The sequence below is a fragment of the Pseudomonas sp. 2835 genome (genome assembly GCF_050435905.1).
Taxonomy (GTDB): domain Bacteria; phylum Pseudomonadota; class Gammaproteobacteria; order Pseudomonadales; family Pseudomonadaceae; genus Aquipseudomonas.
Map to the genome: position 1 here is coordinate 1 of NZ_JBNDLE010000009.1, position 22,752 is coordinate 22,752.

Consider the following 22,752-nt stretch of genomic DNA (forward strand, 5'->3'; position numbering starts at 1 on the left):
AGTGTGGGGTTTCCCCATGTGAGAGTAGGTCATCGTCAAGATTAAATTCCGAAACCCCTATCTGCATATGCAGGTAGGGGTTTTGTCTTTCTGGCGTTTGCCTCTGTGGGCAGTGCCTGCAGAGTGCCATTCCTGCAGTTCAGTTTTCTATGCAATCCCCACCTGCATGGCTATCATGCCCTCCTCATTGTGAGTCGAGATTGGCATGCTGAAGTTGTTGAAGCTCCTCAAGGATGGCCGGTTCCATTCTGGGCAAGACCTGGGCGCAGCCTTGGGCGTCAGTCGCGCCGCCGTCTGGAAGCAATTGCAGCTTCTTGAGGCTGAGCTGAACCTGCCCATTCATAAAGTTCGTGGCCGCGGCTATCAGTTGGCCACGCCGTTGTCGTTGCTGGAAGAGTCGGCCATAGCCGAGCTTTCCCTGGGCGAACAGTGGCCAGTGTTGATATTCGAATCCATCGACTCGACCAACGCCCAGGCCCTGCGCTCGATCAGCGAAGGCCAGGCTGCACCGTTCCTGGTGCTGGCTGAGCGTCAGGCGGCGGGGCGCGGTCGACGCGGTCGTCAGTGGGTCAGTCCATTCGCGGAAAACCTCTATTACAGCCTGGTGCTGCGCATTGAAGGCGGCATGCGCCAGCTTGAGGGTTTGAGTCTGGTGGTTGGCCTGGCGGTAATGCGTACGCTGCAGGCCTTTGGTGTTGCCGGCGCGGGGCTCAAATGGCCGAATGATGTTCTGGTAAACAATCAGAAGATCGCCGGTATCCTCCTGGAGCTGGTCGGTGACCCCGCGGACGTCTGTCACGTGGTGCTGGGCATCGGAATCAACGTCAATATGCAGGTCAATGAGCAGATAGATCAGTTGTGGACGTCAGTGCGCCGTGAGACCGGTGCTGCAGTCGATCGGAACAAGCTGGTAGCTACGCTCAGTGGCAACTTGCAGCAGGATCTGCAGCGTCATCGCCTATCCGGTTTCGCCGCATTCCAGGCCGAGTGGGAGCAGTCCCACCTGTGGCAAGGGGCTGCGGTATCCTTGATTGCCGGAGTTAACCGGATCGATGGCATTGTTCTAGGCATTGACCGGCAAGGGGCGTTGCGCCTCGAGGTTGATGGTGTTGAAAAGAGCTTTAGTGGTGGTGAGCTCAGTTTGAGGTTGCGTGATGATTCTTGAGCTCGATTGCGGCAACAGCTTTATCAAGTGGCGAGTCATCAGTGCTGCTGAGGGTGCCGTTGTTGCCGGTGGCATTGTGGACTCCGATCAGGCCCTGGTGGCTGCCGTCACGGCGCTCCCGGCAACGCCCCGACGCTGCCGCCTGGTCAGTGTCAGAAGTGAGGAGGAGACCGCTGGCCTTTCGGCGCTGCTCGCCCAGCACTTTGGCTTGAGCGTTGTGGTGGCCCAGCCTGCCAAGGAGGTCGCTGGCGTACGAAACGGCTATGAAGATTACCAGCGCCTTGGCCTGGATCGCTGGCTTGCGGTGCTGGGCGGTTTTCACTTGGCCCGTGGGGCTTGCCTGGTGATGGATTTTGGCACGGCAGCCAAGGCTGACTTCGTTTCTGCCGACGGTGAGCACCTGGGTGGCTTCATCTGTCCGGGCATGCCGTTGATGCGTAGCCAGCTGCGTACCCACACGCGACGCATCCGCTATGACGATGCCTCCGCTGAGCGCGCGCTATCGAGCCTTGCGCCTGGGCGTTCTACCGTCGAGGCGGTAGAGCGTGGCTGTGTGCACATGCTTCAGGGCTTTGTCCGCTCGCAGCTTGAGCATGCCCATGAGTTGTGGGGGGATGATTTCACTGTGTTGTTGACCGGGGGCGATGCGCTCCTGGTGCAAAAGGCCGCTCCACAAGCCCGGGTGGTGCCGGACCTGGTATTCGTTGGCCTGGCCATGGCTTGTCCCCTAGATTGAGGTGCCTATGCGTTGGTTGTTTCTGTTATTGGTGGTGCTTAACGTCTTTTATTACGTCTGGCACCAGCAGGAAGCGCCGTTGAAAGCCAAGGAAGTGGCGCCGTTGTCGCTGTACAAGGGAAATCAGCAGGATATTCGTCTGTTAAGTGAGTCGACCAAGGGGAAAGCGGCGCCTCAGCGGGGCCAGGAATGCCTCTATGTAGGTGGGCTGGTGGAGCAGGAACAGCTAAAAGCACTGCGTCAGCGATTACTGAGCCTCGATATTGCCGCCGTTCCAGTGACCGGTCGCCTGGGCGACAGCACTGGTTTGTGGCTGCAGATTGCGCCCCAGAGCCAGCGTTTGCTGGACCAAACCCTACTCGGGACACTTTCCCATGATTTCAAAGACTTAAAACACAAAATAATGTTGTGCGAGGGTATTGCAACTGGCGAATAGCTTGATAGAATGGCGCCCGCTTCACAGGGAACACCACTGAGGTGGTAGAGCTGGAAGCGGTGTCAAAGCAGCTAAGTTTCAGATTTGATTGAAAAAATTTGAAAAAACGCTTGACACTAGGGCGGCATCTGAATAGAATGCCGGCCAAATCTGGAGGGATTCCCGAGCGGTCAAAGGGGACGGACTGTAAATCCGTTGCGAGAGCTTCGAAGGTTCGAATCCTTCTCCCTCCACCAGTTTTAGCGAGAGCCGCAAGCTCCGCGGGTATAGTTTAGTGGTAGAACCTCAGCCTTCCAAGCTGATGATGCGGGTTCGATTCCCGCTACCCGCTCCAGGTTTGCTGTTGTTGCACAGTGTTACGCTCTTGTAGCTCAGTTGGTAGAGCACACCCTTGGTAAGGGTGAGGTCAGCGGTTCAAATCCGCTCAAGAGCTCCATATGACAAGGCAGATATGAAAATATCTGCCTTTGTTTTAATGGTCATATTGACTTGCTTGTTTCTTATTGCTGAGGATTGTCTCGATGGCTAAGGAAAAGTTCGATCGTAGTCTGCCGCACGTAAACGTCGGCACCATTGGTCACGTTGACCATGGCAAGACCACGCTGACTGCGGCATTGACCCGCGTCTGCTCCGAAGTTTTCGGTTCGGCCGTCGTTGAATTCGACAAGATCGACAGCGCTCCAGAAGAGAAAGCTCGCGGTATCACCATTAACACCGCGCACGTCGAGTACAACTCGAACATTCGTCACTACGCTCACGTCGACTGCCCAGGTCACGCTGACTACGTGAAGAACATGATCACCGGTGCTGCCCAGATGGACGGCGCGATCCTGGTTTGCTCGGCCGCTGATGGTCCGATGCCGCAAACCCGTGAGCACATCCTGCTGTCCCGTCAGGTTGGCGTTCCGTACATCGTGGTCTTCCTGAACAAGGCTGACCTGGTAGACGACGCTGAGCTGCTGGAACTGGTCGAGATGGAAGTTCGCGACCTGCTGTCCACCTATGACTTCCCAGGCGACGACACCCCGATCATCATCGGTTCGGCTCGTATGGCGCTGGAAGGCAAAGACGACAACGAAATGGGCACCACCGCTGTCAAGAAGCTGGTTGAGACTCTGGACAGCTACATCCCAGAGCCTGAGCGCGCTATCGACAAGCCGTTCCTGATGCCAATCGAAGACGTATTCTCGATCTCGGGTCGTGGTACCGTTGTTACCGGTCGTATCGAGCGTGGTATCGTCCGCGTTCAAGACGCCCTGGAAATCGTTGGTCTGCGTGACACCACCACCACCACCTGCACCGGTGTTGAGATGTTCCGCAAGCTGCTGGACGAAGGTCGTGCTGGCGAGAACTGCGGCGTGCTGCTGCGCGGCACCAAGCGTGACGACGTTGAGCGTGGCCAGGTTCTGGTCAAGCCAGGTTCGGTCAAGCCGCACACCAAGTTCACCGCAGAAGTTTACGTTCTGAGCAAAGAAGAAGGCGGCCGTCACACTCCGTTCTTCAAAGGCTACCGTCCACAGTTCTACTTCCGTACTACTGACGTGACTGGTAACTGCGAGCTGCCAGAAGGCGTTGAAATGGTAATGCCAGGTGACAACATTCAAATGACTGTTACCCTGATCAAAACCATCGCGATGGAAGACGGTCTGCGTTTCGCTATCCGTGAAGGCGGTCGTACCGTTGGCGCCGGTGTAGTAGCGAAGATTATCGAATAAGTAGTTGATTTCTCTCAATCAGGCCGGCATAATGGTCGGCCTGATAAGCTTTTAGGTCAGTAGCTCAATTGGCAGAGCGACGGTCTCCAAAACCGTAGGTTGGGGGTTCGATTCCCTCCTGACCTGCCAGATTCACCTCGTGTGTCTGGCTTTCTTTTCACAGGATTTTCCTAGATGACTCCCAAGGCTGAAGCCCAAGACTCTCGTTTTGATCTGCTCAAGTGGCTGGCTGTTGTCGCTTTGGTAGTTGTTGGTGTTGTGGGTAACCAGTATTACTCCGCTTCGCCGATTCTGTACCGCGTACTCGCACTGCTTGCCCTTGCTGCTGTAGCTGGCTTTATCGCCCTGCAGACCGCCAAAGGCAAGTCGTTCTTTGCGCTGGCAAAGGAAGCTCGCACCGAGATTCGAAAAGTCGTATGGCCAACCCGCCAAGAAACCATGCAAACCACGCTCATCGTAGTGGCGGTTGTCCTGGTAATGGCGTTGCTGCTGTGGGGTCTCGACTCCCTGCTGGGTTGGTTGATTTCCTTGATTGTTGGCTAAGGGTGTCCCGTGGCTAAGCGTTGGTACGTTGTGCATGCTTACTCGGGTTACGAGAAGCATGTCATGCGCTCGCTGATCGAGCGCGTAAAGCTGGCTGGCATGGAAGATGGCTTCGGCGAAATTCTGGTCCCCACTGAAGAAGTGGTTGAGATGCGCAATGGCCAGAAGCGCAAAAGCGAGCGTAAGTTCTTCCCAGGTTATGTGCTGGTCCAAATGGACATGAACGAAGGGACTTGGCACTTGGTCAAGGATACCCCTCGCGTCATGGGCTTCATCGGTGGTACTGCAGACAAGCCTGCACCGATCACCGACAAGGAAGCCGAGGCTATTCTGCGTCGCGTTGCCGATGGCAGCGACAAGCCGAAGCCGAAGACTCTGTTCGAGCCGGGCGAAGTGGTCCGCGTTATCGATGGTCCGTTTGCTGATTTCAACGGTACCGTTGAAGAAGTTAACTACGAGAAGAGCCGGATCCAAGTGGCCGTGCTTATTTTCGGTCGCTCTACCCCGGTAGAGCTCGAGTTCAGCCAGGTCGAGAAGGTCTAGCCGAACAAAGCATCCCATACCCCGCAGCCCTATGTGCTGCGGGGTTTTGTCGTCACTGGGATAAAACGCAAGTCATCCGGGGAGCCTTCTGGCGTTCGTACCCGATATTGGAGTAGCTCATGGCTAAGAAGATTCAGGCTTACATCAAGCTGCAAGTAAAGGCCGGCCAGGCCAACCCAAGCCCACCCGTTGGTCCAGCACTGGGTCAACACGGTGTGAACATCATGGAATTCTGCAAGGCCTTCAACGCCCGTACTCAGGGTCAAGAAGCCGGCCTGCCGACTCCTGTGATCATCACTGTTTACAGTGACCGCAGCTTCACCTTCGAAACCAAAAGCACCCCTGCTTCGGTTCTGCTGAAGAAAGCAGCTGGCCTGACCAGCGGTTCTGCACGTCCGAACACCGTTAAAGTCGGTACTGTGACCCGTGCTCAGCTGGAAGAGATCGCAAAAACCAAAAATGCTGATCTGACCGCTGCTGACATGGATGCGGCCGTGCGTACCATCGCCGGTTCCGCTCGCAGCATGGGCCTCAACGTGGAGGGTGTGTAATGGCTAAGCTGACCAAGCGCCAAAAAGCCATTGCTTCGAAAATCGAAGCAGGCAAAGTCTACAACTTCGAAGAAGCAGCAGTGCTGCTGGCCGAACTGTCCACCGTGAAGTTCAGCGAATCCTTCGACGTTGCTGTCAACCTCGGTGTTGACCCACGTAAATCTGACCAGGTTGTTCGTAGCGCTACTGTGCTGCCACACGGCACTGGCAAGACCGTACGTGTAGCTGTCTTCACCCAGGGTCCTGCTGCTGAGGCCGCTTTGGCTGCCGGCGCTGACCGCGTTGGTATGGACGATCTGGCTGCCGAAATGAAAGGCGGCGACCTGAACTATGACGTCGTTATTGCTTCCCCGGACGCAATGCGTGTTGTAGGTCAGCTGGGTCAGGTTCTGGGTCCTCGCGGCCTGATGCCTAACCCTAAAGTCGGTACCGTAACTCCAGACGTAGCCACCGCGGTTAAAAACGCCAAGGCTGGTCAGGTTCGTTATCGCACCGACAAAAACGGCATCATCCACACCTCCGTTGGCAAAATCGGCTTTGAAGCTGGCAAGCTGAAGGAAAACGTTGAAGCCCTGATCGCTGATCTGAAGCGTATCAAGCCAGCTTCTTCGAAAGGTATCTACGTCAAGCGCGTTACCCTGAGCACCACTATGGGCCCAGGTCTGGTCATCGACCAGAGCTCGCTGAACGCGTAAGACAAAACCCGGTGCGAGTGATCGCACCAGGTTGAAAAAAATTGGGGTCCCTGCCTGGCGGGGGCTATCCAAGACCGTAGGCGGCGCAAGCCTTAAACCTCAAGCCTACGCAGATGGTGCTCCCGGTTCCTTACCGAATCAGACACCAAAACGACATCCGGCTTCGGCCAGATGAAACGGTAACAAGCAGGAGTTAAACCCGTGGCAATTAAACTCGAAGACAAGAAGGCCATCGTCGCTGAAGTCAACGAGGCTGCCAAAGTCGCTCTGTCCGCTGTCGTGGCTGATGCCCGTGGTGTGACTGTAGGCGCAATGACCGGACTCCGTAAAGAGGCTCGTGAAGCTGGCGTATACGTACGTGTCGTACGTAACACCCTGCTCAAGCGCGCTGTTGCTGACACTGAATTCAGTGTCCTCAACGACGCCTTCACCGGCCCGACCCTGATCGCTTTCTCCAACGAACACCCGGGCGCTGCTGCTCGTCTGTTCAAAGAGTTCGCCAAGGGTCAGGACAAGTTCGAGATCAAGGCAGCTGCGTTTGATGGCAAGTTCCTTGCCGCTAACCAGATCGACGTGTTGGCTACCCTGCCGACCCGCGACGAGGCCATTGCGAAGCTGATGAGCGTGATCCAAGGCGCTACCAGCAAGCTGGCTCGTACCCTGGCAGCCGTTCGCGACCAGAAAGAAGCTGCTGCTGCCTAAGGCACCGCAAGCCCTTTCAAAATCATATGTTTAATTTGATGGCTGCGTAAGCTGTCACCCCAATACAGGATTCAAGTCATGTCTCTGACTAACGAACAAATCATCGAAGCAATCGGCCAGAAAACCGTTCTGGAAGTTGTTGAGCTGATCAAAGCAATGGAAGAAACCTTCGGCGTTACCGCTGCTGTTGCCGCTGCTGGCCCAGCTGCTGCCGCTGCCGTTGTTGAAGAGCAAACCGAATTCAACGTTGTTCTGGTTGAAGCCGGCGAGAAGAAAGTCAACGTGATCAAGGCCGTTCGTGAACTGACCGGTCTGGGCCTGAAAGAAGCCAAAGAGAAAGTTGACGGCGCTCCTCAGGTTGTCGCTGAAGGCGTTTCGAAAGAAGCCGCTGAAGACGCCAAGAAGAAGCTGGAAGAAGCAGGCGCTAAAGTCGAACTCAAGTAATTTCGACTTTGCGACTCCAGCCCGAGCGCTAAGCAAACGGCTGATGGCTGGTGGCTCTTGCCACCGGCCTTTTTCCGTTATTGGCAGCTGACCAGGTCGGCGCCGATAACGAGCTGCAACCACCAATGATGGTGGCGCAAACCAAGGGGTTTGCACGATTTTCTGGCTGCTCCCGTCGGGAGAAGCCAAACAAGCAGGTGACCAAGCTGGGGAACGCTGATGGCTTACTCATACACTGAGAAAAAACGTATCCGCAAGGACTTTAGCAAGTTGCCGGACGTCATGGATGTGCCTTACCTCCTGGCCATCCAGCTGGATTCGTATCGTGAATTCTTGCAAGCGGGAGCGACCAAAGATCAGTTCCGCGACGTGGGCCTGCATGCGGCCTTCAAATCGGTTTTCCCGATCATCAGCTACTCCGGCAATGCTGCCCTGGAGTACGTTGGCTATCGTCTGGGCGAACCGGCTTTTGATGTCAAAGAATGCGTACTGCGTGGCGTGACCTACGCGGTTCCGCTGCGGGTAAAAGTCCGCCTGATCATTTTCGACAAAGAATCGTCGAACAAAGCGATCAAGGACATCAAAGAGCAAGAAGTCTACATGGGTGAAATCCCCCTGATGACTGAAAACGGTACCTTCGTAATCAACGGTACCGAGCGTGTTATCGTTTCCCAGCTGCACCGTTCGCCGGGCGTGTTCTTCGATCACGACCGCGGCAAAACGCACAGCTCTGGCAAACTGCTGTACTCGGCGCGGATCATTCCTTACCGCGGCTCGTGGCTGGACTTCGAATTCGATCCGAAAGACTGTGTATTCGTCCGTATCGACCGTCGTCGCAAGCTGCCTGCGTCGGTTCTGCTGCGCGCGCTGGGCTACAGCACTGAAGAAGTACTGGATGCCTTCTACACCACCAACGTTTTCCACGTGTCGGGCGAGAAGCTCAGCCTGGAACTGGTGCCTCAGCGCCTGCGTGGTGAAGTTGCGGTCATGGACATCCATGACGAGACCGGCAAGGTCATTGTCGAGCAAGGTCGTCGCATCACTGCTCGCCACATCAACCAGCTGGAAAAAGCTGGCGTCAAGCAGCTGGACGTGCCGCTGGAATACGTCCTGGGCCGCACTACCGCCAAGGCGATCGTGCACCCGGCTACCGGCGAGATCCTGGCTGAGTGCAACACCGAGCTGAGCACCGACGTCCTGGTGAAAATCGCCAAGGCCCAGGTTGTTCGCATCGAGACCCTGTACACCAACGACATCGACTGCGGTCCGTTCATCTCGGATACCCTGAAGATCGACTCCACCAGCAACCAACTGGAAGCGCTGGTCGAGATCTATCGCATGATGCGTCCTGGCGAGCCGCCAACCAAGGATGCCGCCGAGACCCTGTTCAACAACCTGTTCTTCAGCGCCGAGCGTTACGACCTGTCGGCCGTAGGCCGCATGAAGTTCAACCGTCGTATCGGTCGAACCGAGATCGAAGGTTCGGGCGTGCTGAGCAAGGAAGATATCGTCGAGGTCCTCAAGACCCTGGTCGACATCCGTAACGGCAAAGGCATCGTCGACGACATCGACCACCTGGGTAACCGTCGCGTTCGTTGCGTCGGCGAGATGGCCGAGAACCAGTTCCGAGTTGGCCTGGTGCGTGTAGAGCGCGCGGTCAAAGAGCGTCTGTCGATGGCTGAAAGCGAAGGCCTGATGCCTCAGGACCTGATCAACGCCAAGCCGGTTGCGGCGGCGGTGAAAGAGTTCTTCGGCTCCAGCCAGCTCTCGCAGTTCATGGACCAGAACAACCCGCTGTCCGAGATCACCCACAAGCGTCGTGTCTCCGCACTCGGCCCTGGTGGTCTGACCCGTGAGCGCGCAGGCTTTGAAGTCCGTGACGTACACCCGACCCACTACGGCCGCGTGTGCCCGATCGAGACTCCTGAAGGTCCGAACATCGGTCTGATCAACTCCCTGGCTGCGTACGCTCGCACCAACCAGTACGGCTTCCTGGAAAGCCCGTACCGCGTGGTGAAAGAGGGCGTTGTAACCGACGACATCGTGTTCCTGTCGGCGATCGAAGAAGCTGATCACGTCATCGCCCAGGCTTCGGCCACGATGAACGAGAAGAAGCACCTGATCGATGAGCTGGTAGCCGTTCGTCACCTGAACGAATTCACCGTCAAGGCGCCGGAAGACGTCACCCTGATGGACGTTTCGCCGAAGCAGGTAGTTTCGGTTGCAGCGTCGCTGATTCCGTTCCTCGAGCACGACGACGCCAACCGTGCGTTGATGGGTTCGAACATGCAGCGTCAGGCTGTACCAACCCTGCGCGCCGACAAGCCGCTGGTCGGTACCGGCATGGAGCGCAACGTTGCCCGCGACTCCGGCGTTTGCGTCGTGGCCCGTCGTGGCGGCGTGATCGACTCCGTCGATGCCAGCCGTATCGTTGTTCGCGTTGCCGATGACGAAGTTGAAACCGGTGAAGCCGGTGTCGACATCTACAACCTGACCAAATACACCCGTTCGAACCAGAACACCTGCATCAACCAGCGTCCGCTGGTTAACAAGGGTGACGCGGTTCAGCGTGGCGACATCATGGCCGACGGCCCGTCCACCGACATGGGTGAACTGGCGCTGGGTCAGAACATGCGCATCGCGTTCATGGCGTGGAACGGCTTCAACTTCGAAGACTCCATCTGCCTGTCCGAGCGTGTTGTTCAGGAAGACCGCTTCACCACGATCCACATCCAGGAACTGACCTGTGTGGCCCGTGACACCAAGCTTGGCCCAGAGGAAATCACCGCGGACATCCCGAACGTCGGTGAAGCTGCGCTGAACAAGCTGGACGAAGCCGGTATCGTTTATGTTGGTGCTGAAGTTGGCGCTGGCGACATCCTGGTCGGCAAGGTCACGCCAAAAGGCGAAACCCAGCTGACTCCGGAAGAAAAACTGCTGCGCGCAATCTTCGGCGAGAAGGCCAGCGACGTTAAAGACACCTCCCTGCGCGTGCCTACCGGCACCAAAGGTACTGTCATCGACGTACAGGTCTTCACCCGTGATGGCGTCGAGCGCGACAGCCGTGCGCTGTCCATCGAGAAGATGCAGCTGGACGAGATCCGCAAGGACCTCAACGAAGAGTTCCGCATCGTCGAAGGCGCAACCTTCGAGCGTCTGCGTTCGGCCCTGAACGGCCAGGTTGTCGACGGTGGTGCAGGCCTGAAGAAAGGCACTGTGATCACCAACGAAGTCCTGGACGGTCTGGAGCACGGCCAGTGGTTCAAACTGCGCATGGCCGAAGACGCGCTGAACGAGCAGCTCGAGAAGGCCCAGGCCTACATCGTTGATCGTCGCCGTCTGCTGGACGACAAGTTCGAAGACAAGAAGCGCAAGCTGCAGCAGGGCGATGACCTGGCACCGGGCGTACTGAAGATCGTCAAGGTCTACCTGGCAATCCGTCGCCGCATCCAGCCGGGCGACAAGATGGCTGGCCGTCACGGTAACAAAGGTGTGGTCTCTGTGATCATGCCGGTCGAAGACATGCCGCACGACGCCAACGGTACTCCGGTCGACGTGGTACTCAACCCGTTGGGTGTACCATCGCGTATGAACGTTGGTCAGATCCTCGAAACCCACCTGGGCCTGGCGGCCAAAGGTCTGGGCGAGAAGATCAACCGCATGCTCGAAGAGCAGCGCAAGGTCATCGAGCTGCGCAAGTTCCTCACCGAGATCTACAACGAGATCGGTGGTCGTCAGGAAGAACTGGAGACCTTCTCCGACCAGGAAATCCTGGACCTGGCGAAGAACCTCAAAGGCGGTGTGCCAATGGCCACTCCAGTCTTCGACGGTGCCAAGGAAAGCGAGATCAAGGCCATGCTGAAACTGGCAGACATGCCAGAAAGCGGTCAGATGCAGCTGTTCGACGGTCGTACCGGCAACAAGTTCGAGCGTCATGTGACCGTTGGTTACATGTACATGCTCAAGCTGAACCACTTGGTGGACGACAAGATGCACGCGCGTTCCACTGGTTCTTACAGCCTGGTTACCCAGCAGCCGCTGGGTGGTAAGGCGCAGTTCGGTGGTCAGCGTTTCGGGGAGATGGAAGTGTGGGCGCTGGAAGCATACGGCGCGGCATACACCCTGCAAGAAATGCTCACAGTGAAGTCGGACGACGTGAACGGTCGGACCAAGATGTACAAAAACATCGTGGACGGCGATCACCGTATGGAGCCGGGCATGCCCGAGTCCTTCAACGTGTTGATCAAAGAGATTCGTTCGCTCGGTATCGATATCGATCTGGAAACCGAATAACACGTGACGCGAATCGGGAGCGTGGCTGAAAAGCCCGCTCCCTGCTCCGCCAGGAGGAAAGGCCTTGAAAGACCTACTGAATTTGCTGAAAAACCAGGGTCAAGTCGAAGAGTTCGACGCCATCCGTATCGGATTGGCCTCGCCTGAGATGATCCGTTCGTGGTCGTTCGGTGAAGTTAAAAAGCCGGAAACCATCAACTACCGTACGTTCAAACCTGAGCGTGACGGCCTGTTCTGCGCCAAGATCTTTGGCCCAGTCAAGGACTACGAGTGCCTGTGCGGTAAGTACAAGCGCCTGAAACACCGCGGCGTGATCTGCGAGAAGTGCGGCGTTGAAGTCGCTCTGGCCAAGGTTCGTCGTGAGCGCATGGCGCACATCGAACTGGCTTCGCCGGTTGCCCACATCTGGTTCCTGAAATCGCTGCCGTCCCGTATCGGCCTGCTGATGGACATGACCCTGCGTGATATCGAGCGCGTTCTCTACTTCGAGAGCTACGTCGTTATCGACCCGGGCATGACCACTCTGGAAAAAGGCCAGCTGCTCAACGACGAGCAGTACTTCGAAGCGCTGGAAGAGTTCGGTGACGACTTCGATGCCCGCATGGGTGCCGAAGCTGTCCGCGAGCTGCTGCACGCTATCGACCTGGAGCACGAGATCGGTCGCCTGCGCGAAGAAATTCCGCAGACCAACTCGGAAACCAAGATCAAGAAGCTGTCCAAGCGTCTGAAACTGATGGAAGCCTTCCAGGGCTCGGGCAACCTGCCTGAGTGGATGGTCCTGACCGTTCTGCCGGTTCTGCCGCCAGACCTGCGTCCACTGGTTCCGCTGGATGGCGGTCGCTTCGCGACTTCCGACCTGAACGACCTGTATCGTCGGGTGATCAACCGTAACAACCGTCTGAAGCGCCTGCTCGACCTGTCCGCGCCGGACATCATCGTGCGCAACGAAAAGCGCATGCTGCAGGAAGCGGTCGATGCCTTGCTGGATAACGGCCGTCGCGGTCGTGCCATCACCGGCTCGAACAAGCGTCCTCTGAAGTCCCTGGCCGACATGATCAAGGGTAAGCAAGGTCGTTTCCGTCAGAACTTGCTCGGTAAGCGCGTTGACTACTCTGGCCGTTCGGTAATTACCGTAGGTCCGACCCTGCGTCTGCACCAGTGCGGCCTGCCGAAGAAAATGGCGCTCGAGCTGTTCAAGCCGTTCATTTTCGGCAAGCTGGAAATGCGTGGTCTGGCGACCACCATCAAGGCTGCCAAGAAGATGGTCGAGCGCGAGCTGCCAGAGGTCTGGGACGTTCTCGCCGAAGTGATTCGCGAACACCCCGTGCTGCTCAACCGTGCACCGACCCTTCACCGTCTGGGTATCCAGGCCTTTGAACCGGTACTGATCGAAGGTAAGGCTATCCAGCTGCACCCGCTGGTCTGTGCTGCGTACAACGCCGACTTCGACGGTGACCAGATGGCCGTTCACGTGCCGCTGACGCTGGAAGCCCAGCTCGAAGCGCGCGCGCTGATGATGTCGACCAACAACATTCTGTCGCCAGCCAACGGTGAGCCAATCATCGTTCCGTCGCAGGACGTTGTACTGGGTCTGTACTACATGACCCGTGAAGCCATCAACGCCAAGGGCGAAGGTCGCGTATTCGCCGACCTGCAGGAAGTCGACCGCGTATTCCGCGCCGGCGAAGCTGCCCTGCACGCCAAGATCAAGGTTCGTATCAACGAAACCGTCAACGATCGTGATGGCGGCAGCGTCAAGAACACCCGTATCGTCGACACCACTGTCGGCCGTGCTCTGCTGTTCCAGGTTGTACCACCAGGTCTGTCGTACGACGTGGTCAACCAGCCAATGAAGAAAAAGGCGATCTCCAAGCTGATCAACCAGTGCTACCGCGTGGTTGGTCTGAAAGAGACCGTGATCTTCGCTGACCAGCTGATGTATACCGGCTTTGCCTACTCGACCATCTCCGGCGTTTCCATCGGTGTTAACGACTTCGTTATCCCGGATGAAAAAGCCCGCATCATCGGTACTGCAACCGACGAAGTGAAAGAGATCGAGAGCCAGTACGCCTCCGGCCTGGTAACCCAGGGCGAGAAGTACAACAAAGTCATCGACTTGTGGTCCAAGGCGAACGACGAAGTTTCCAAGGCGATGATGGCCAACCTCTCGAAAGAGAAAGTCATCGACCGCAATGGCGACGAAGTCGAGCAAGAGTCCTTCAACTCGATGTACATGATGGCTGACTCCGGTGCCCGGGGTTCGGCAGCTCAGATTCGTCAGCTGGCCGGTATGCGTGGTCTGATGGCCAAGCCGGACGGCTCGATCATCGAGACGCCGATCACCGCGAACTTCCGTGAAGGTCTGAGCGTACTCCAGTACTTCATCTCGACTCACGGTGCTCGTAAGGGTCTTGCGGATACCGCGTTGAAAACCGCGAACTCCGGTTACCTGACTCGTCGTCTGGTAGACGTTGCCCAGGATCTGGTGGTTACCGAGATCGATTGCGGCACCGAGCAGGGCCTGCTGATGACGCCGCACATTGAAGGCGGCGACGTTGTAGAGCCGCTGGGTGAGCGTGTACTGGGTCGTGTTATCGCCCGTGACGTGTTCAAGCCAGGCACCGACGACGTTATCGTTCCGGCCGGTACCCTGGTCGACGAGAAGTGGGTCGAATTCATCGAGCTCAACAGCATCGACGAAGTGATCGTGCGTTCGCCGATCAGCTGCGAAACCCGCTACGGCATCTGCGCCAAGTGCTACGGTCGCGACCTGGCTCGCGGTCACCAGGTGAACATCGGTGAAGCTGTCGGCGTTATCGCTGCCCAGTCGATCGGTGAGCCGGGTACCCAGCTGACCATGCGTACGTTCCACATCGGTGGTGCTGCAAGCCGGACCTCGGCTGCCGACAGCGTCCAGGTGAAGAACGGCGGTATGGTTCGTCTGCACAACCTGAAGCAGGTTGAGCGTGCCGACGGTAACCTGGTTGCCGTATCGCGTTCCGGTGAGTTGGCGATTGCCGACGAATTCGGTCGTGAGCGTGAGCGTTACAAGCTGCCTTACGGTGCGGTCATTTCCGTGAAGGAAGGCGACAAGGTCGACGCTGGCGCAATCGTCGCCAAGTGGGATCCGCACACCCACCCGATCGTTACCGAAATGAAAGGTACCGTGACCTTCGTGGGCATGGAAGAAGGCATCACCATCAAGCGTCAGACTGACGAATTGACTGGTTTGACCAACATTGAAGTTCTGGACGTCAAAGACCGTCCGGCTGCAGGTAAGGAAATCCGTCCTGCAATCAAGATGGTCGACGCCAATGGCAAGGATCTGCTGCTGCCAGGTACTGACGTACCGGCTCAGTACTTCCTGCCGGCTAACGCCCTGGTTGGTGTGGCTGACGGTGCCCAGATCGGCGTCGGTGACGTTATTGCGCGTATCCCGCAAGAAACGTCGAAGACCCGTGACATCACCGGTGGTCTGCCACGGGTTGCCGACTTGTTCGAAGCCCGTCGTCCGAAAGAAGCCTCGATTCTGGCTGAAGTCAGCGGCACCATCGCCTTCGGTAAAGAGACCAAGGGCAAGCGCCGTCTGGTCATCACCCCGAACGATGGCAGCGATCCGTACGAAGAGCTGATTCCGAAGTGGCGTCACCTGAACGTCTTCGAAGGCGAACAGGTTAACCGCGGCGAAGTTATCTCCGACGGTCCAAGCGATCCGCACGACATCCTGCGTCTGCTGGGTGTAAGCGCGCTGGCCAAGTACATCGTCAACGAGATTCAGGACGTTTACCGTCTGCAGGGCGTGAAGATCAACGACAAGCACATCGAGACCATCCTGCGTCAGATGCTGCGTAAAGTTGAGATCACCGAGTCCGGCGATTCCAGCTTCATCAAGGGCGACCAGATGGAACTGACCCAGGTACTGGTAGAGAACGAGCGCCTCGGCGCTGATGACAAGTTCATCTCCAAGTTCTCGCGCGTACTGCTGGGTATCACCAAGGCCTCGCTGTCCACCGAATCGTTCATCTCGGCGGCTTCCTTCCAGGAAACCACCCGCGTACTGACCGAAGCGGCGGTAACCGGCAAGCGCGATTACCTGCGCGGCCTGAAAGAAAACGTGGTCGTGGGTCGTCTGATCCCGGCCGGTACCGGTCTGGCCTACCACAGCGAGCGCAAGCGTCGCCGTGATGCCGACAAACCGCTGCGCGTAAGTGCCAGTGAGGTGGAAGCCGCACTGACCGAAGCGCTGAATTCCAGCGGTAACTGAAAGTAGGACGGGGCCCCGGCAAACCTGTTTTGGCCATCGGCGACATAATTTGTTGCCGATGACCGGAAGGGGAGGGCCGGGGCCTTGTCTTGACTGGGGGCAAGATCCTCTTTAGACTCTTGTACCCCTAAATTTGGTGGGACTCCGTCCTGCCAATTTTTGCTTTTCTTGCAAGACAATAGCGTCGCAAGACAACAGTGGAGCTAGTAGATGGCAACTATCAACCAGCTGGTACGTCAGCCGCGTAAGCGTATCGTCGAGAAATCCGACGTTCCTGCGCTGCAGAACTGCCCGCAACGTCGTGGCGTGTGCACCCGTGTGTACACCACCACGCCGAAAAAACCTAACTCGGCACTGCGTAAAGTTTGCCGTGTGCGTCTGACCAACGGTTTCGAGGTTTCCTCGTACATCGGCGGTGAAGGCCACAACCTGCAAGAGCACAGCGTCGTCCTGATCCGTGGCGGCCGTGTAAAAGACTTGCCAGGTGTTCGTTACCACACCGTTCGCGGCTCCCTGGATACCTCCGGCGTCAAAGGTCGTAACCAAGGTCGTTCGAAGTACGGTACCAAGCGTCCGAAGTAATCGGCCGTTTGTCGCAGTTTGCAGTTATCAATTTTATTGAGTCGATAAGAGTAAGGTCGGGCACGCACCCTTAGGGGGCACTGTCCCGGGCTAACCTGAAGACCGTTTGAGGGCTTATCAATGCCAAGACGTCGTGTAGCAGCCAAGCGTGAGATTCTGGACGATCCAAAATACGGAAGCCAGATCCTCGCCAAGTTCATGAACCACGTAATGGAAAGCGGCAAAAAAGCCGTTGCCGAGCGTATCGTTTACGGTGCACTGGACAAGGTTAAAGAACGCAAGAACAGCGATCCCCTGGAAATCTTCGAGAAAGCTCTCGACGCCATCGCTCCGCTGGTCGAAGTTAAGTCGCGCCGTGTTGGCGGTGCCACTTACCAGGTTCCTGTTGAAGTTCGTCCATCCCGTCGTAACGCCCTGGCAATGCGCTGGTTGGTAGACTACGCCCGCAAGCGTGGCGAGAAGTCCATGGCTCTGCGCCTGGCTGGCGAGCTGCTGGATGCTGCTGAAGGCAAAGGTGCTGCAGTCAAGAAGCGTGAAGACGTACACCGTATGGCCGAAGCCAACAAAGCGTTCTCGCACTACCGCTTCTAATTCTGGCATCACTATTTTTGCGAGGGCTCTATGGCTCGTACTACACCAATCAACCGCTACCGTAACATCGGTATTTGCGCGCACGTTGACGCGGGCAAAACTACCACTACCGAGCGGATCCTGTTCTACACAGGCCTGAGCCACAAGATGGGCGAGGTGCATGACGGCGCCGCGACCACCGACTGGATGGTGCAGGAGCAGGAGCGGGGTATTACCATTACCTCCGCTGCTGTTACCACCTTCTGGCAGGGTTCCCGTGGCCAGTATGACAACTACCGCGTAAACGTCATCGATACCCCTGGCCACGTTGACTTCACCATTGAAGTAGAACGTTCGCTGCGCGTACTCGACGGCGCGGTCGTTGTGTTCTGTGGCACTTCCGGCGTTGAGCCGCAGTCCGAAACCGTATGGCGTCAAGCCAACAAGTACGGCGTTCCACGTGTTGTTTACGTGAACAAGATGGACCGTGCCGGTGCCAACTTCCTGCGCGTCGTAGGTCAGATCAAGAACCGTCTGGGTCACACCCCGGTTCCTGTTCAGCTGGCCATCGGTTCGGAAGATAACTTCCAGGGTCAGGTCGACCTGATCAAGATGAAGGCTATCTACTGGAACGACGACGACAAAGGCACCACTTATCGCGAGGAAGAAATTCCTGCCGATATGCTGGAGCTGGCTGAAGAGTGGCGCGCCAATATGGTCGAAGCCGCTGCCGAAGCCAACGAAGAGCTGATGAACAAGTACCTTGAAGAAGGTGAGCTGACCGTCGAAGAAATCAAAGCCGGTCTGCGCGCGCGCACCCTGGCCAGCGAGATCGTTCCGGCTGTCTGCGGTTCGTCGTTCAAGAACAAGGGCGTTCCCCTGGTTCTCGACGCCGTTATCGACTTCCTGCCTGCTCCGACCGAAATCCCGGCGATCAAGGGTATCCACCCTGATCTGATCGAGAAGCCGAAAGAAGAGCTGGTTGACGCCGACTACGACGAGCGTCATGCCGACGACAACGAGCCGTTCTCGGCTCTGGCGTTCAAGATTGCCACCGACCCGTTCGTGGGTACTCTGACCTTCGTCCGCGTTTACTCGGGTATGCTGCAGTCCGGCGACTCCGTGATCAACTCGGTCAAGGGCAAGAAAGAGCGCGTTGGTCGTATGGTGCAGATGCACGCCAACCAGCGTGAAGAAATCAAAGAAGTACTGGCAGGCGACATCGCTGCTCTGATCGGCATGAAGGACGTCACCACCGGTGACACCCTGTGCAACGCCGACAAGCCGATCATCCTCGAGCGTATGGACTTCCCGGAGCCTGTGATCTCGGTAGCTGTTGAGCCGAAGACCAAGCAAGACCAGGAAAAGATGGGTATCGCACTGGGCAAGCTGGCTCAGGAAGACCCGTCGTTCCGCGTCAAAACCGACGAAGAAACCGGCCAGACCATCATCTCCGGTATGGGTGAGCTTCACCTGGACATCCTCGTTGACCGCATGAAGCGCGAGTTCAACGTCGAAGCCAACATTGGTAAGCCACAGGTTTCGTACCGCGAGCAGATCACCAAGGACAACGTCGAGATCGAAGGTAAGTTCGTTCGTCAGTCCGGTGGTCGCGGTCAGTTCGGTCACTGCTGGATTCGCTTCTCGCAGCCAACAGTGGACGCACAAGGCAACATCACCGAAGGCCTGGAATTCACCAACGAGGTTGTAGGTGGTGTGGTTCCTAAGGAATACATCCCGGCGATCCAGAAGGGTATCGAAGAGCAGATGAAGAACGGCATCGTTGCCGGCTATCCGCTGATCGGCCTGAAGGCTACCGTGTTTGATGGTTCCTACCACGACGTCGACTCCAACGAGATGGCGTTCAAGGTGGCGGCCTCCATGGCGACCAAGCAACTCGCAGCCAAAGGCGGCGGTAAAGTGCTTGAGCCGATCATGAAGGTAGAAGTTGTGACCCCTGAGGACTACATGGGTGACGTGATGGGTGACCTGAACCGTCGTCGTGGTCTGATCCAGGGTATGGAAGATTCGGTGTCCGGCAAGGTTGTCCGTGCTGAAGTTCCGCTCGGAGAAATGTTCGGTTATGCGACCGACGTTCGTTCCATGTCTCAGGGTCGCGCGAGCTACTCCATGGAATTCTCCAAATACGCCGAAGCTCCGTCGAATATCGTCGAAGCACTCGTTAAAAAACAAGGCTAATCCAGCCCTTTAGGCAAGAGGTTCACTGTCGTGGCTAAAGAAAAATTTGATCGTTCCCTTCCGCACGTCAACGTTGGCACCATCGGTCACGTTGACCACGGTAAAACCACTCTGACCGCAGCTCTGACTCGCGTCTGCTCCGAAGTTTTCGGTTCGGCCGTCGTCGAATTCGACAAGATCGACAGCGCTCCAGAAGAGAAAGCTCGCGGTATCACCATCAACACCGCACACGTCGAGTACAACTCGAACATTCGTCACTACGCTCACGTCGACTGCCCAGGTCACGCTGACTACGTGAAGAACATGATCACCGGTGCTGCCCAGATGGACGGCGCGATCCTGGTTTGCTCGGCCGCTGATGGTCCGATGCCGCAAACCCGTGAGCACATCCTGCTGTCCCGTCAGGTTGGCGTTCCGTACATCGTGGTCTTCCTGAACAAGGCTGACCTGGTAGACGACGCTGAGCTGCTGGAACTGGTCGAGATGGAAGTTCGCGACCTGCTGTCCACCTATGACTTCCCAGGCGACGACACCCCGATCATCATCGGTTCGGCTCGTATGGCGCTGGAAGGCAAAGACGACAACGAAATGGGCACCACCGCTGTCAAGAAGCTGGTTGAGACTCTGGACAGCTACATCCCAGAGCCTGAGCGCGCTATCGACAAGCCGTTCCTGATGCCAATCGAAGACGTATTCTCGATCTCGGGTCGTGGTACCGTTGTTACCGGTCGTATCGAGCGTGGTATCGTCCGCGTTCAAGACGCCCTGGAAATCGTTGGTCTGCGTGACACCACCACCACCACCTGCACCGGTGTTGAGATGTTCCGCAAGCTGCTGGACGAAGGTCGTGCTGGCGAGAACTGCGGCGTGCTGCTGCGCGGCACCAAGCGTGACGACGTTGAGCGTGGCCAGGTTCTGGTCAAGCCAGGTTCGGTCAAGCCGCACACCAAGTTCACCGCAGAAGTTTACGTTCTGAGCAAAGAAGAAGGCGGCCGTCACACTCCGTTCTTCAAAGGCTACCGTCCACAGTTCTACTTCCGTACTACTGACGTGACTGGTAACTGCGAGCTGCCAGAAGGCGTTGAAATGGTAATGCCAGGTGACAACATTCAAATGACTGTTACCCTGATCAAAACCATCGCGATGGAAGACGGTCTGCGTTTCGCTATCCGTGAAGGCGGTCGTACCGTCGGCGCCGGCGTCGTAGCCAAAATCATCGAGTAATCGTTGATCGCTTAAAAAGGCCCCCGCTCAGCGGGGGCTTTTTTATTGGGTTGACACTCAGTGGGGCCCTCTATAGAATCACGCCTCCTTTTAACGGGCGTAGTGCGCCCGGTGGGAATAGCAGCCTGGAGTCTGAAATCCAATGCAAAATCAGCAAATCCGTATCAGGTTGAAGGCTTTTGACCATCGCCTGATCGACCAATCCACCCAGGAAATCGTGGAAACCGCGAAACGTACTGGTGCTCAAGTGCGTGGTCCAATTCCACTGCCTACCCGTAAAGAGCGGTTCACCGTTCTGGTCTCCCCGCACGTCAACAAAGACGCGCGTGACCAGTACGAGATCCGTACTCATAAGCGCGTTCTGGACATCGTCCAGCCAACGGATAAAACCGTTGATGCTCTTATGAAGCTTGATCTTGCGGCCGGTGTGGAAGTGCAGATCAGCCTCGGCTAAGACTCGGTCTTAGTCGTGTAACGCTCTGAAATGGGCGGCCATAGCGGGTGAAAGCCCCGTACACTCATGAGGTTTACAACATGACTATTGGTGTAGTCGGTCGTAAATGCGGTATGACCCGTATTTTCACCGAAGAAGGTGTCTCCATTCCGGTCACGGTCATTGAGATCGAGCCGAATCGCGTCACCCAGTTCAAAACTGAAGAAACCGATGGCTATCGTGCAGTGCAAGTCACTGTCGGTGAGCGTCGCGCTTCGCGCGTGACTGCTGCTCAAGCAGGTCACTTCGCTAAAGCGAACGTTGCCGCGGGTCGCGGTGTCTGGGAATTCCGCCTTGAAGAAGGTGAGTTCCAGGCCGGTGATTCGATCAACGCTGAAATCTTCGCTGCAGGTCAGCTGGTAGACGTTACCGGCCAGTCCAAGGGTAAAGGCTTTGCCGGTACCATCAAGCGCTGGAATTTCCGCGGTCAAGATAACACCCACGGTAACTCCGTCTCCCACCGCGTCCCGGGCTCTATCGGCCAGTGCCAGACTCCTGGTCGTGTATTCAAGGGCAAAAAAATGTCCGGTCACATGGGCGCCGAGCGCGTGACCGTTCAGTCCCTCGAAGTAGTGCGCGTCGACGCTGAACGCAATCTGTTGCTGGTCAAGGGTGCCGTTCCAGGCGCAACTGGCAGCGATCTGGTTGTGCGTCCGGCTGCCAAGGCTCGCGGTTAAGGGGAAGCTGACATGCAACTAAATGTAAATGACGCTCAAGCGATCGAAGTTTCCGAACTGACTTTCGGCGGCGAATTCAACGAGACGCTGGTACACCAAGCAGTCGTGGCCTATATGGCCGGCGGCCGTCAAGGCACCAAGCAGCAGAAAACCCGTTCCGACGTTGCTGGTGGCGGTAAGCGCCCATGGCGTCAGAAAGGCACTGGCCGTGCTCGTGCCGGTACTATCCGTAGCCCAATCTGGCGTGGCGGTGGTACCACTTTCGCAGCTCGTCCTCAGGATCACTCGCAGAAGCTCAACAAGAAGATGTACCGCGCAGCAATGCGTTCCATCCTCGCTGAGCTGGTGCGTACCGACCGTCTGGTCGTGGTTCAGGACTTCGCTGTTGAAGCACCGAAAACCAAAGACCTGCTGAACAAGCTGAACGGCATGGGTCTGAGCGACGTACTGATCGTTTCGGACGCTGTTGATCAGAACCTGTACCTGGCTGCTCGTAACCTGCCGCACGTCGACGTACGTGACGTACAGGGTTCCGATCCGGTCAGTCTGATCGCATACGACAAAGTGTTGATCACTGTGTCGGCCGTGAAGAAATTCGAGGAGCTGCTGGGATGAACCAGGAACGCGTATTTAAAGTCCTCCTTGGCCCGCATGTTTCCGAGAAGGCTACCGTTCTGGCTGAGAAAAAAGGCCAGTTCGTATTCAAGGTTGCTACTGACGCAACCAAGCTGGAAATCAAGAAAGCTGTCGAAGGCCTGTTCGGCGTAAAAGTCGAAAACGTGTCGACTGTAAACGTTCTGGGTAAAACCAAGCGTACCGCACGTGGTCTGGGCAAGCGCAATGACTGGAAGAAAGCGATCGTTTCGCTTCAGCCAGGCCAAGATCTCGATTTCAGCAGCAGTGCTGAGTAAGGAAGGGGT

20 protein-coding genes and 4 tRNA genes are annotated in these 22,752 nt (G+C 56.9%); all 24 read left to right on the top strand.

Translation table 11 applies throughout. The features are described 5' to 3' along the window. The first annotated feature begins 205 nt into the window (after nucleotides 1-205). The 24 genes from birA to rplW all read left to right on the top strand — a co-directional run bounded on the left by birA (nucleotide 206) and on the right by rplW (nucleotide 22,743). Nucleotides 206-1,165, top strand: a complete 960-nt coding sequence (gene birA / locus ABIE20_RS14740; protein ID WP_429505692.1) for a bifunctional biotin--[acetyl-CoA-carboxylase] ligase/biotin operon repressor BirA — start codon at nucleotides 206-208, stop codon at nucleotides 1,163-1,165. Continuing rightward, nucleotides 1,155-1,901: a pantothenate kinase gene (locus ABIE20_RS14745; protein WP_429505693.1), complete on the top strand. Its 747-nt coding sequence runs from the start codon at nucleotides 1,155-1,157 to the stop codon at nucleotides 1,899-1,901. The genes birA and ABIE20_RS14745 overlap by 11 nt, the downstream gene beginning before the upstream one ends. A 7-nt stretch (nucleotides 1,902-1,908) precedes the next feature. After that, entirely contained in the window at nucleotides 1,909-2,337 is a 429-nt protein-coding gene (locus tag ABIE20_RS14750) for a hypothetical protein (RefSeq protein WP_429505694.1), read from the top strand. 152 nt (nucleotides 2,338-2,489) lie between these two features. Continuing rightward, nucleotides 2,490-2,573: transfer RNA gene (locus ABIE20_RS14755), tRNA-Tyr, on the top strand. Between the two features lie 24 nt (nucleotides 2,574-2,597). Continuing rightward, nucleotides 2,598-2,671, top strand: a tRNA-Gly gene (locus ABIE20_RS14760). Nucleotides 2,672-2,697: 26 nt separating this feature from the next. Further along, nucleotides 2,698-2,773 (top strand) — tRNA-Thr (locus ABIE20_RS14765). An 85-nt stretch (nucleotides 2,774-2,858) separates the two neighbouring features. Then, nucleotides 2,859-4,052, top strand: coding sequence for an elongation factor Tu (gene tuf / locus ABIE20_RS14770; protein ID WP_010220303.1), 1,194 nt, complete (start codon nucleotides 2,859-2,861; stop codon nucleotides 4,050-4,052). A 53-nt stretch (nucleotides 4,053-4,105) separates the two neighbouring features. After that, nucleotides 4,106-4,181 (top strand) — tRNA-Trp (locus tag ABIE20_RS14775). 45 nt (nucleotides 4,182-4,226) lie between these two features. Continuing rightward, nucleotides 4,227-4,595 carry a preprotein translocase subunit SecE gene (secE, locus tag ABIE20_RS14780; protein ID WP_274114506.1) on the top strand — a complete coding sequence of 123 codons (369 nt, stop codon included), beginning with the start codon at nucleotides 4,227-4,229 and terminating at the stop codon, nucleotides 4,593-4,595. Nucleotides 4,596-4,604: 9 nt separating this feature from the next. After that, the gene (gene nusG / locus ABIE20_RS14785; RefSeq protein WP_010220294.1) at nucleotides 4,605-5,138 is read left to right on the top strand and encodes a transcription termination/antitermination protein NusG; all 534 of its coding nucleotides are present in this window, start codon (nucleotides 4,605-4,607) and stop codon (nucleotides 5,136-5,138) included. Between the two features lie 119 nt (nucleotides 5,139-5,257). Then, nucleotides 5,258-5,689, top strand: coding sequence for a 50S ribosomal protein L11 (gene rplK, locus ABIE20_RS14790; RefSeq protein WP_010220295.1), 432 nt, complete (start codon nucleotides 5,258-5,260; stop codon nucleotides 5,687-5,689). Beyond that, entirely contained in the window at nucleotides 5,689-6,384 is a 696-nt protein-coding gene (gene rplA, locus ABIE20_RS14795) for a 50S ribosomal protein L1 (RefSeq protein WP_045202241.1), read from the top strand. The genes rplK and rplA overlap by 1 nt, the downstream gene beginning before the upstream one ends. Nucleotides 6,385-6,585: 201 nt before the next feature. After that, nucleotides 6,586-7,086, top strand: coding sequence for a 50S ribosomal protein L10 (gene rplJ / locus ABIE20_RS14800; RefSeq protein WP_010220297.1), 501 nt, complete (start codon nucleotides 6,586-6,588; stop codon nucleotides 7,084-7,086). A 78-nt stretch (nucleotides 7,087-7,164) separates the two neighbouring features. Further along, nucleotides 7,165-7,530 (top strand): 50S ribosomal protein L7/L12, encoded by a 366-nt coding sequence (gene rplL / locus ABIE20_RS14805; RefSeq protein WP_007957596.1) that lies wholly within the window; start codon nucleotides 7,165-7,167, stop codon nucleotides 7,528-7,530. Nucleotides 7,531-7,749: 219 nt separating this feature from the next. After that, nucleotides 7,750-11,823, top strand: coding sequence for a DNA-directed RNA polymerase subunit beta (rpoB, locus tag ABIE20_RS14810; RefSeq protein ID WP_038998482.1), 4,074 nt, complete (start codon nucleotides 7,750-7,752; stop codon nucleotides 11,821-11,823). Between the two features lie 64 nt (nucleotides 11,824-11,887). Next, entirely contained in the window at nucleotides 11,888-16,087 is a 4,200-nt protein-coding gene (gene rpoC, locus ABIE20_RS14815) for a DNA-directed RNA polymerase subunit beta' (RefSeq protein ID WP_045202248.1), read from the top strand. Nucleotides 16,088-16,297: 210 nt separating this feature from the next. Further along, nucleotides 16,298-16,669, top strand: a complete 372-nt coding sequence (gene rpsL, locus ABIE20_RS14820; RefSeq protein ID WP_003186084.1) for a 30S ribosomal protein S12 — start codon at nucleotides 16,298-16,300, stop codon at nucleotides 16,667-16,669. Nucleotides 16,670-16,789: 120 nt separating this feature from the next. Next, nucleotides 16,790-17,260: a 30S ribosomal protein S7 gene (gene rpsG / locus ABIE20_RS14825; protein ID WP_008089143.1), complete on the top strand. Its 471-nt coding sequence runs from the start codon at nucleotides 16,790-16,792 to the stop codon at nucleotides 17,258-17,260. A gap of 30 nt (nucleotides 17,261-17,290) precedes the next feature. Next, nucleotides 17,291-19,438: an elongation factor G gene (gene fusA / locus ABIE20_RS14830; RefSeq protein WP_045202252.1), complete on the top strand. Its 2,148-nt coding sequence runs from the start codon at nucleotides 17,291-17,293 to the stop codon at nucleotides 19,436-19,438. 30 nt (nucleotides 19,439-19,468) lie between these two features. Next, complete coding sequence (gene tuf, locus ABIE20_RS14835) at nucleotides 19,469-20,662, top strand: elongation factor Tu (protein ID WP_010220303.1); 1,194 nt, start codon at nucleotides 19,469-19,471, stop codon at nucleotides 20,660-20,662. A 142-nt stretch (nucleotides 20,663-20,804) separates the two neighbouring features. After that, nucleotides 20,805-21,116: a 30S ribosomal protein S10 gene (rpsJ, locus tag ABIE20_RS14840; RefSeq protein ID WP_003186070.1), complete on the top strand. Its 312-nt coding sequence runs from the start codon at nucleotides 20,805-20,807 to the stop codon at nucleotides 21,114-21,116. 80 nt (nucleotides 21,117-21,196) lie between these two features. Then, nucleotides 21,197-21,832, top strand: coding sequence for a 50S ribosomal protein L3 (rplC, locus tag ABIE20_RS14845; RefSeq protein ID WP_010220304.1), 636 nt, complete (start codon nucleotides 21,197-21,199; stop codon nucleotides 21,830-21,832). 12 nt (nucleotides 21,833-21,844) lie between these two features. Further along, nucleotides 21,845-22,447, top strand: a complete 603-nt coding sequence (gene rplD, locus ABIE20_RS14850; RefSeq protein ID WP_010220305.1) for a 50S ribosomal protein L4 — start codon at nucleotides 21,845-21,847, stop codon at nucleotides 22,445-22,447. Beyond that, complete coding sequence (gene rplW / locus ABIE20_RS14855) at nucleotides 22,444-22,743, top strand: 50S ribosomal protein L23 (protein ID WP_010220306.1); 300 nt, start codon at nucleotides 22,444-22,446, stop codon at nucleotides 22,741-22,743. Before rplD ends, rplW begins: the two co-directional genes overlap by 4 nt. Nucleotides 22,744-22,752 lie beyond the last annotated feature (9 nt).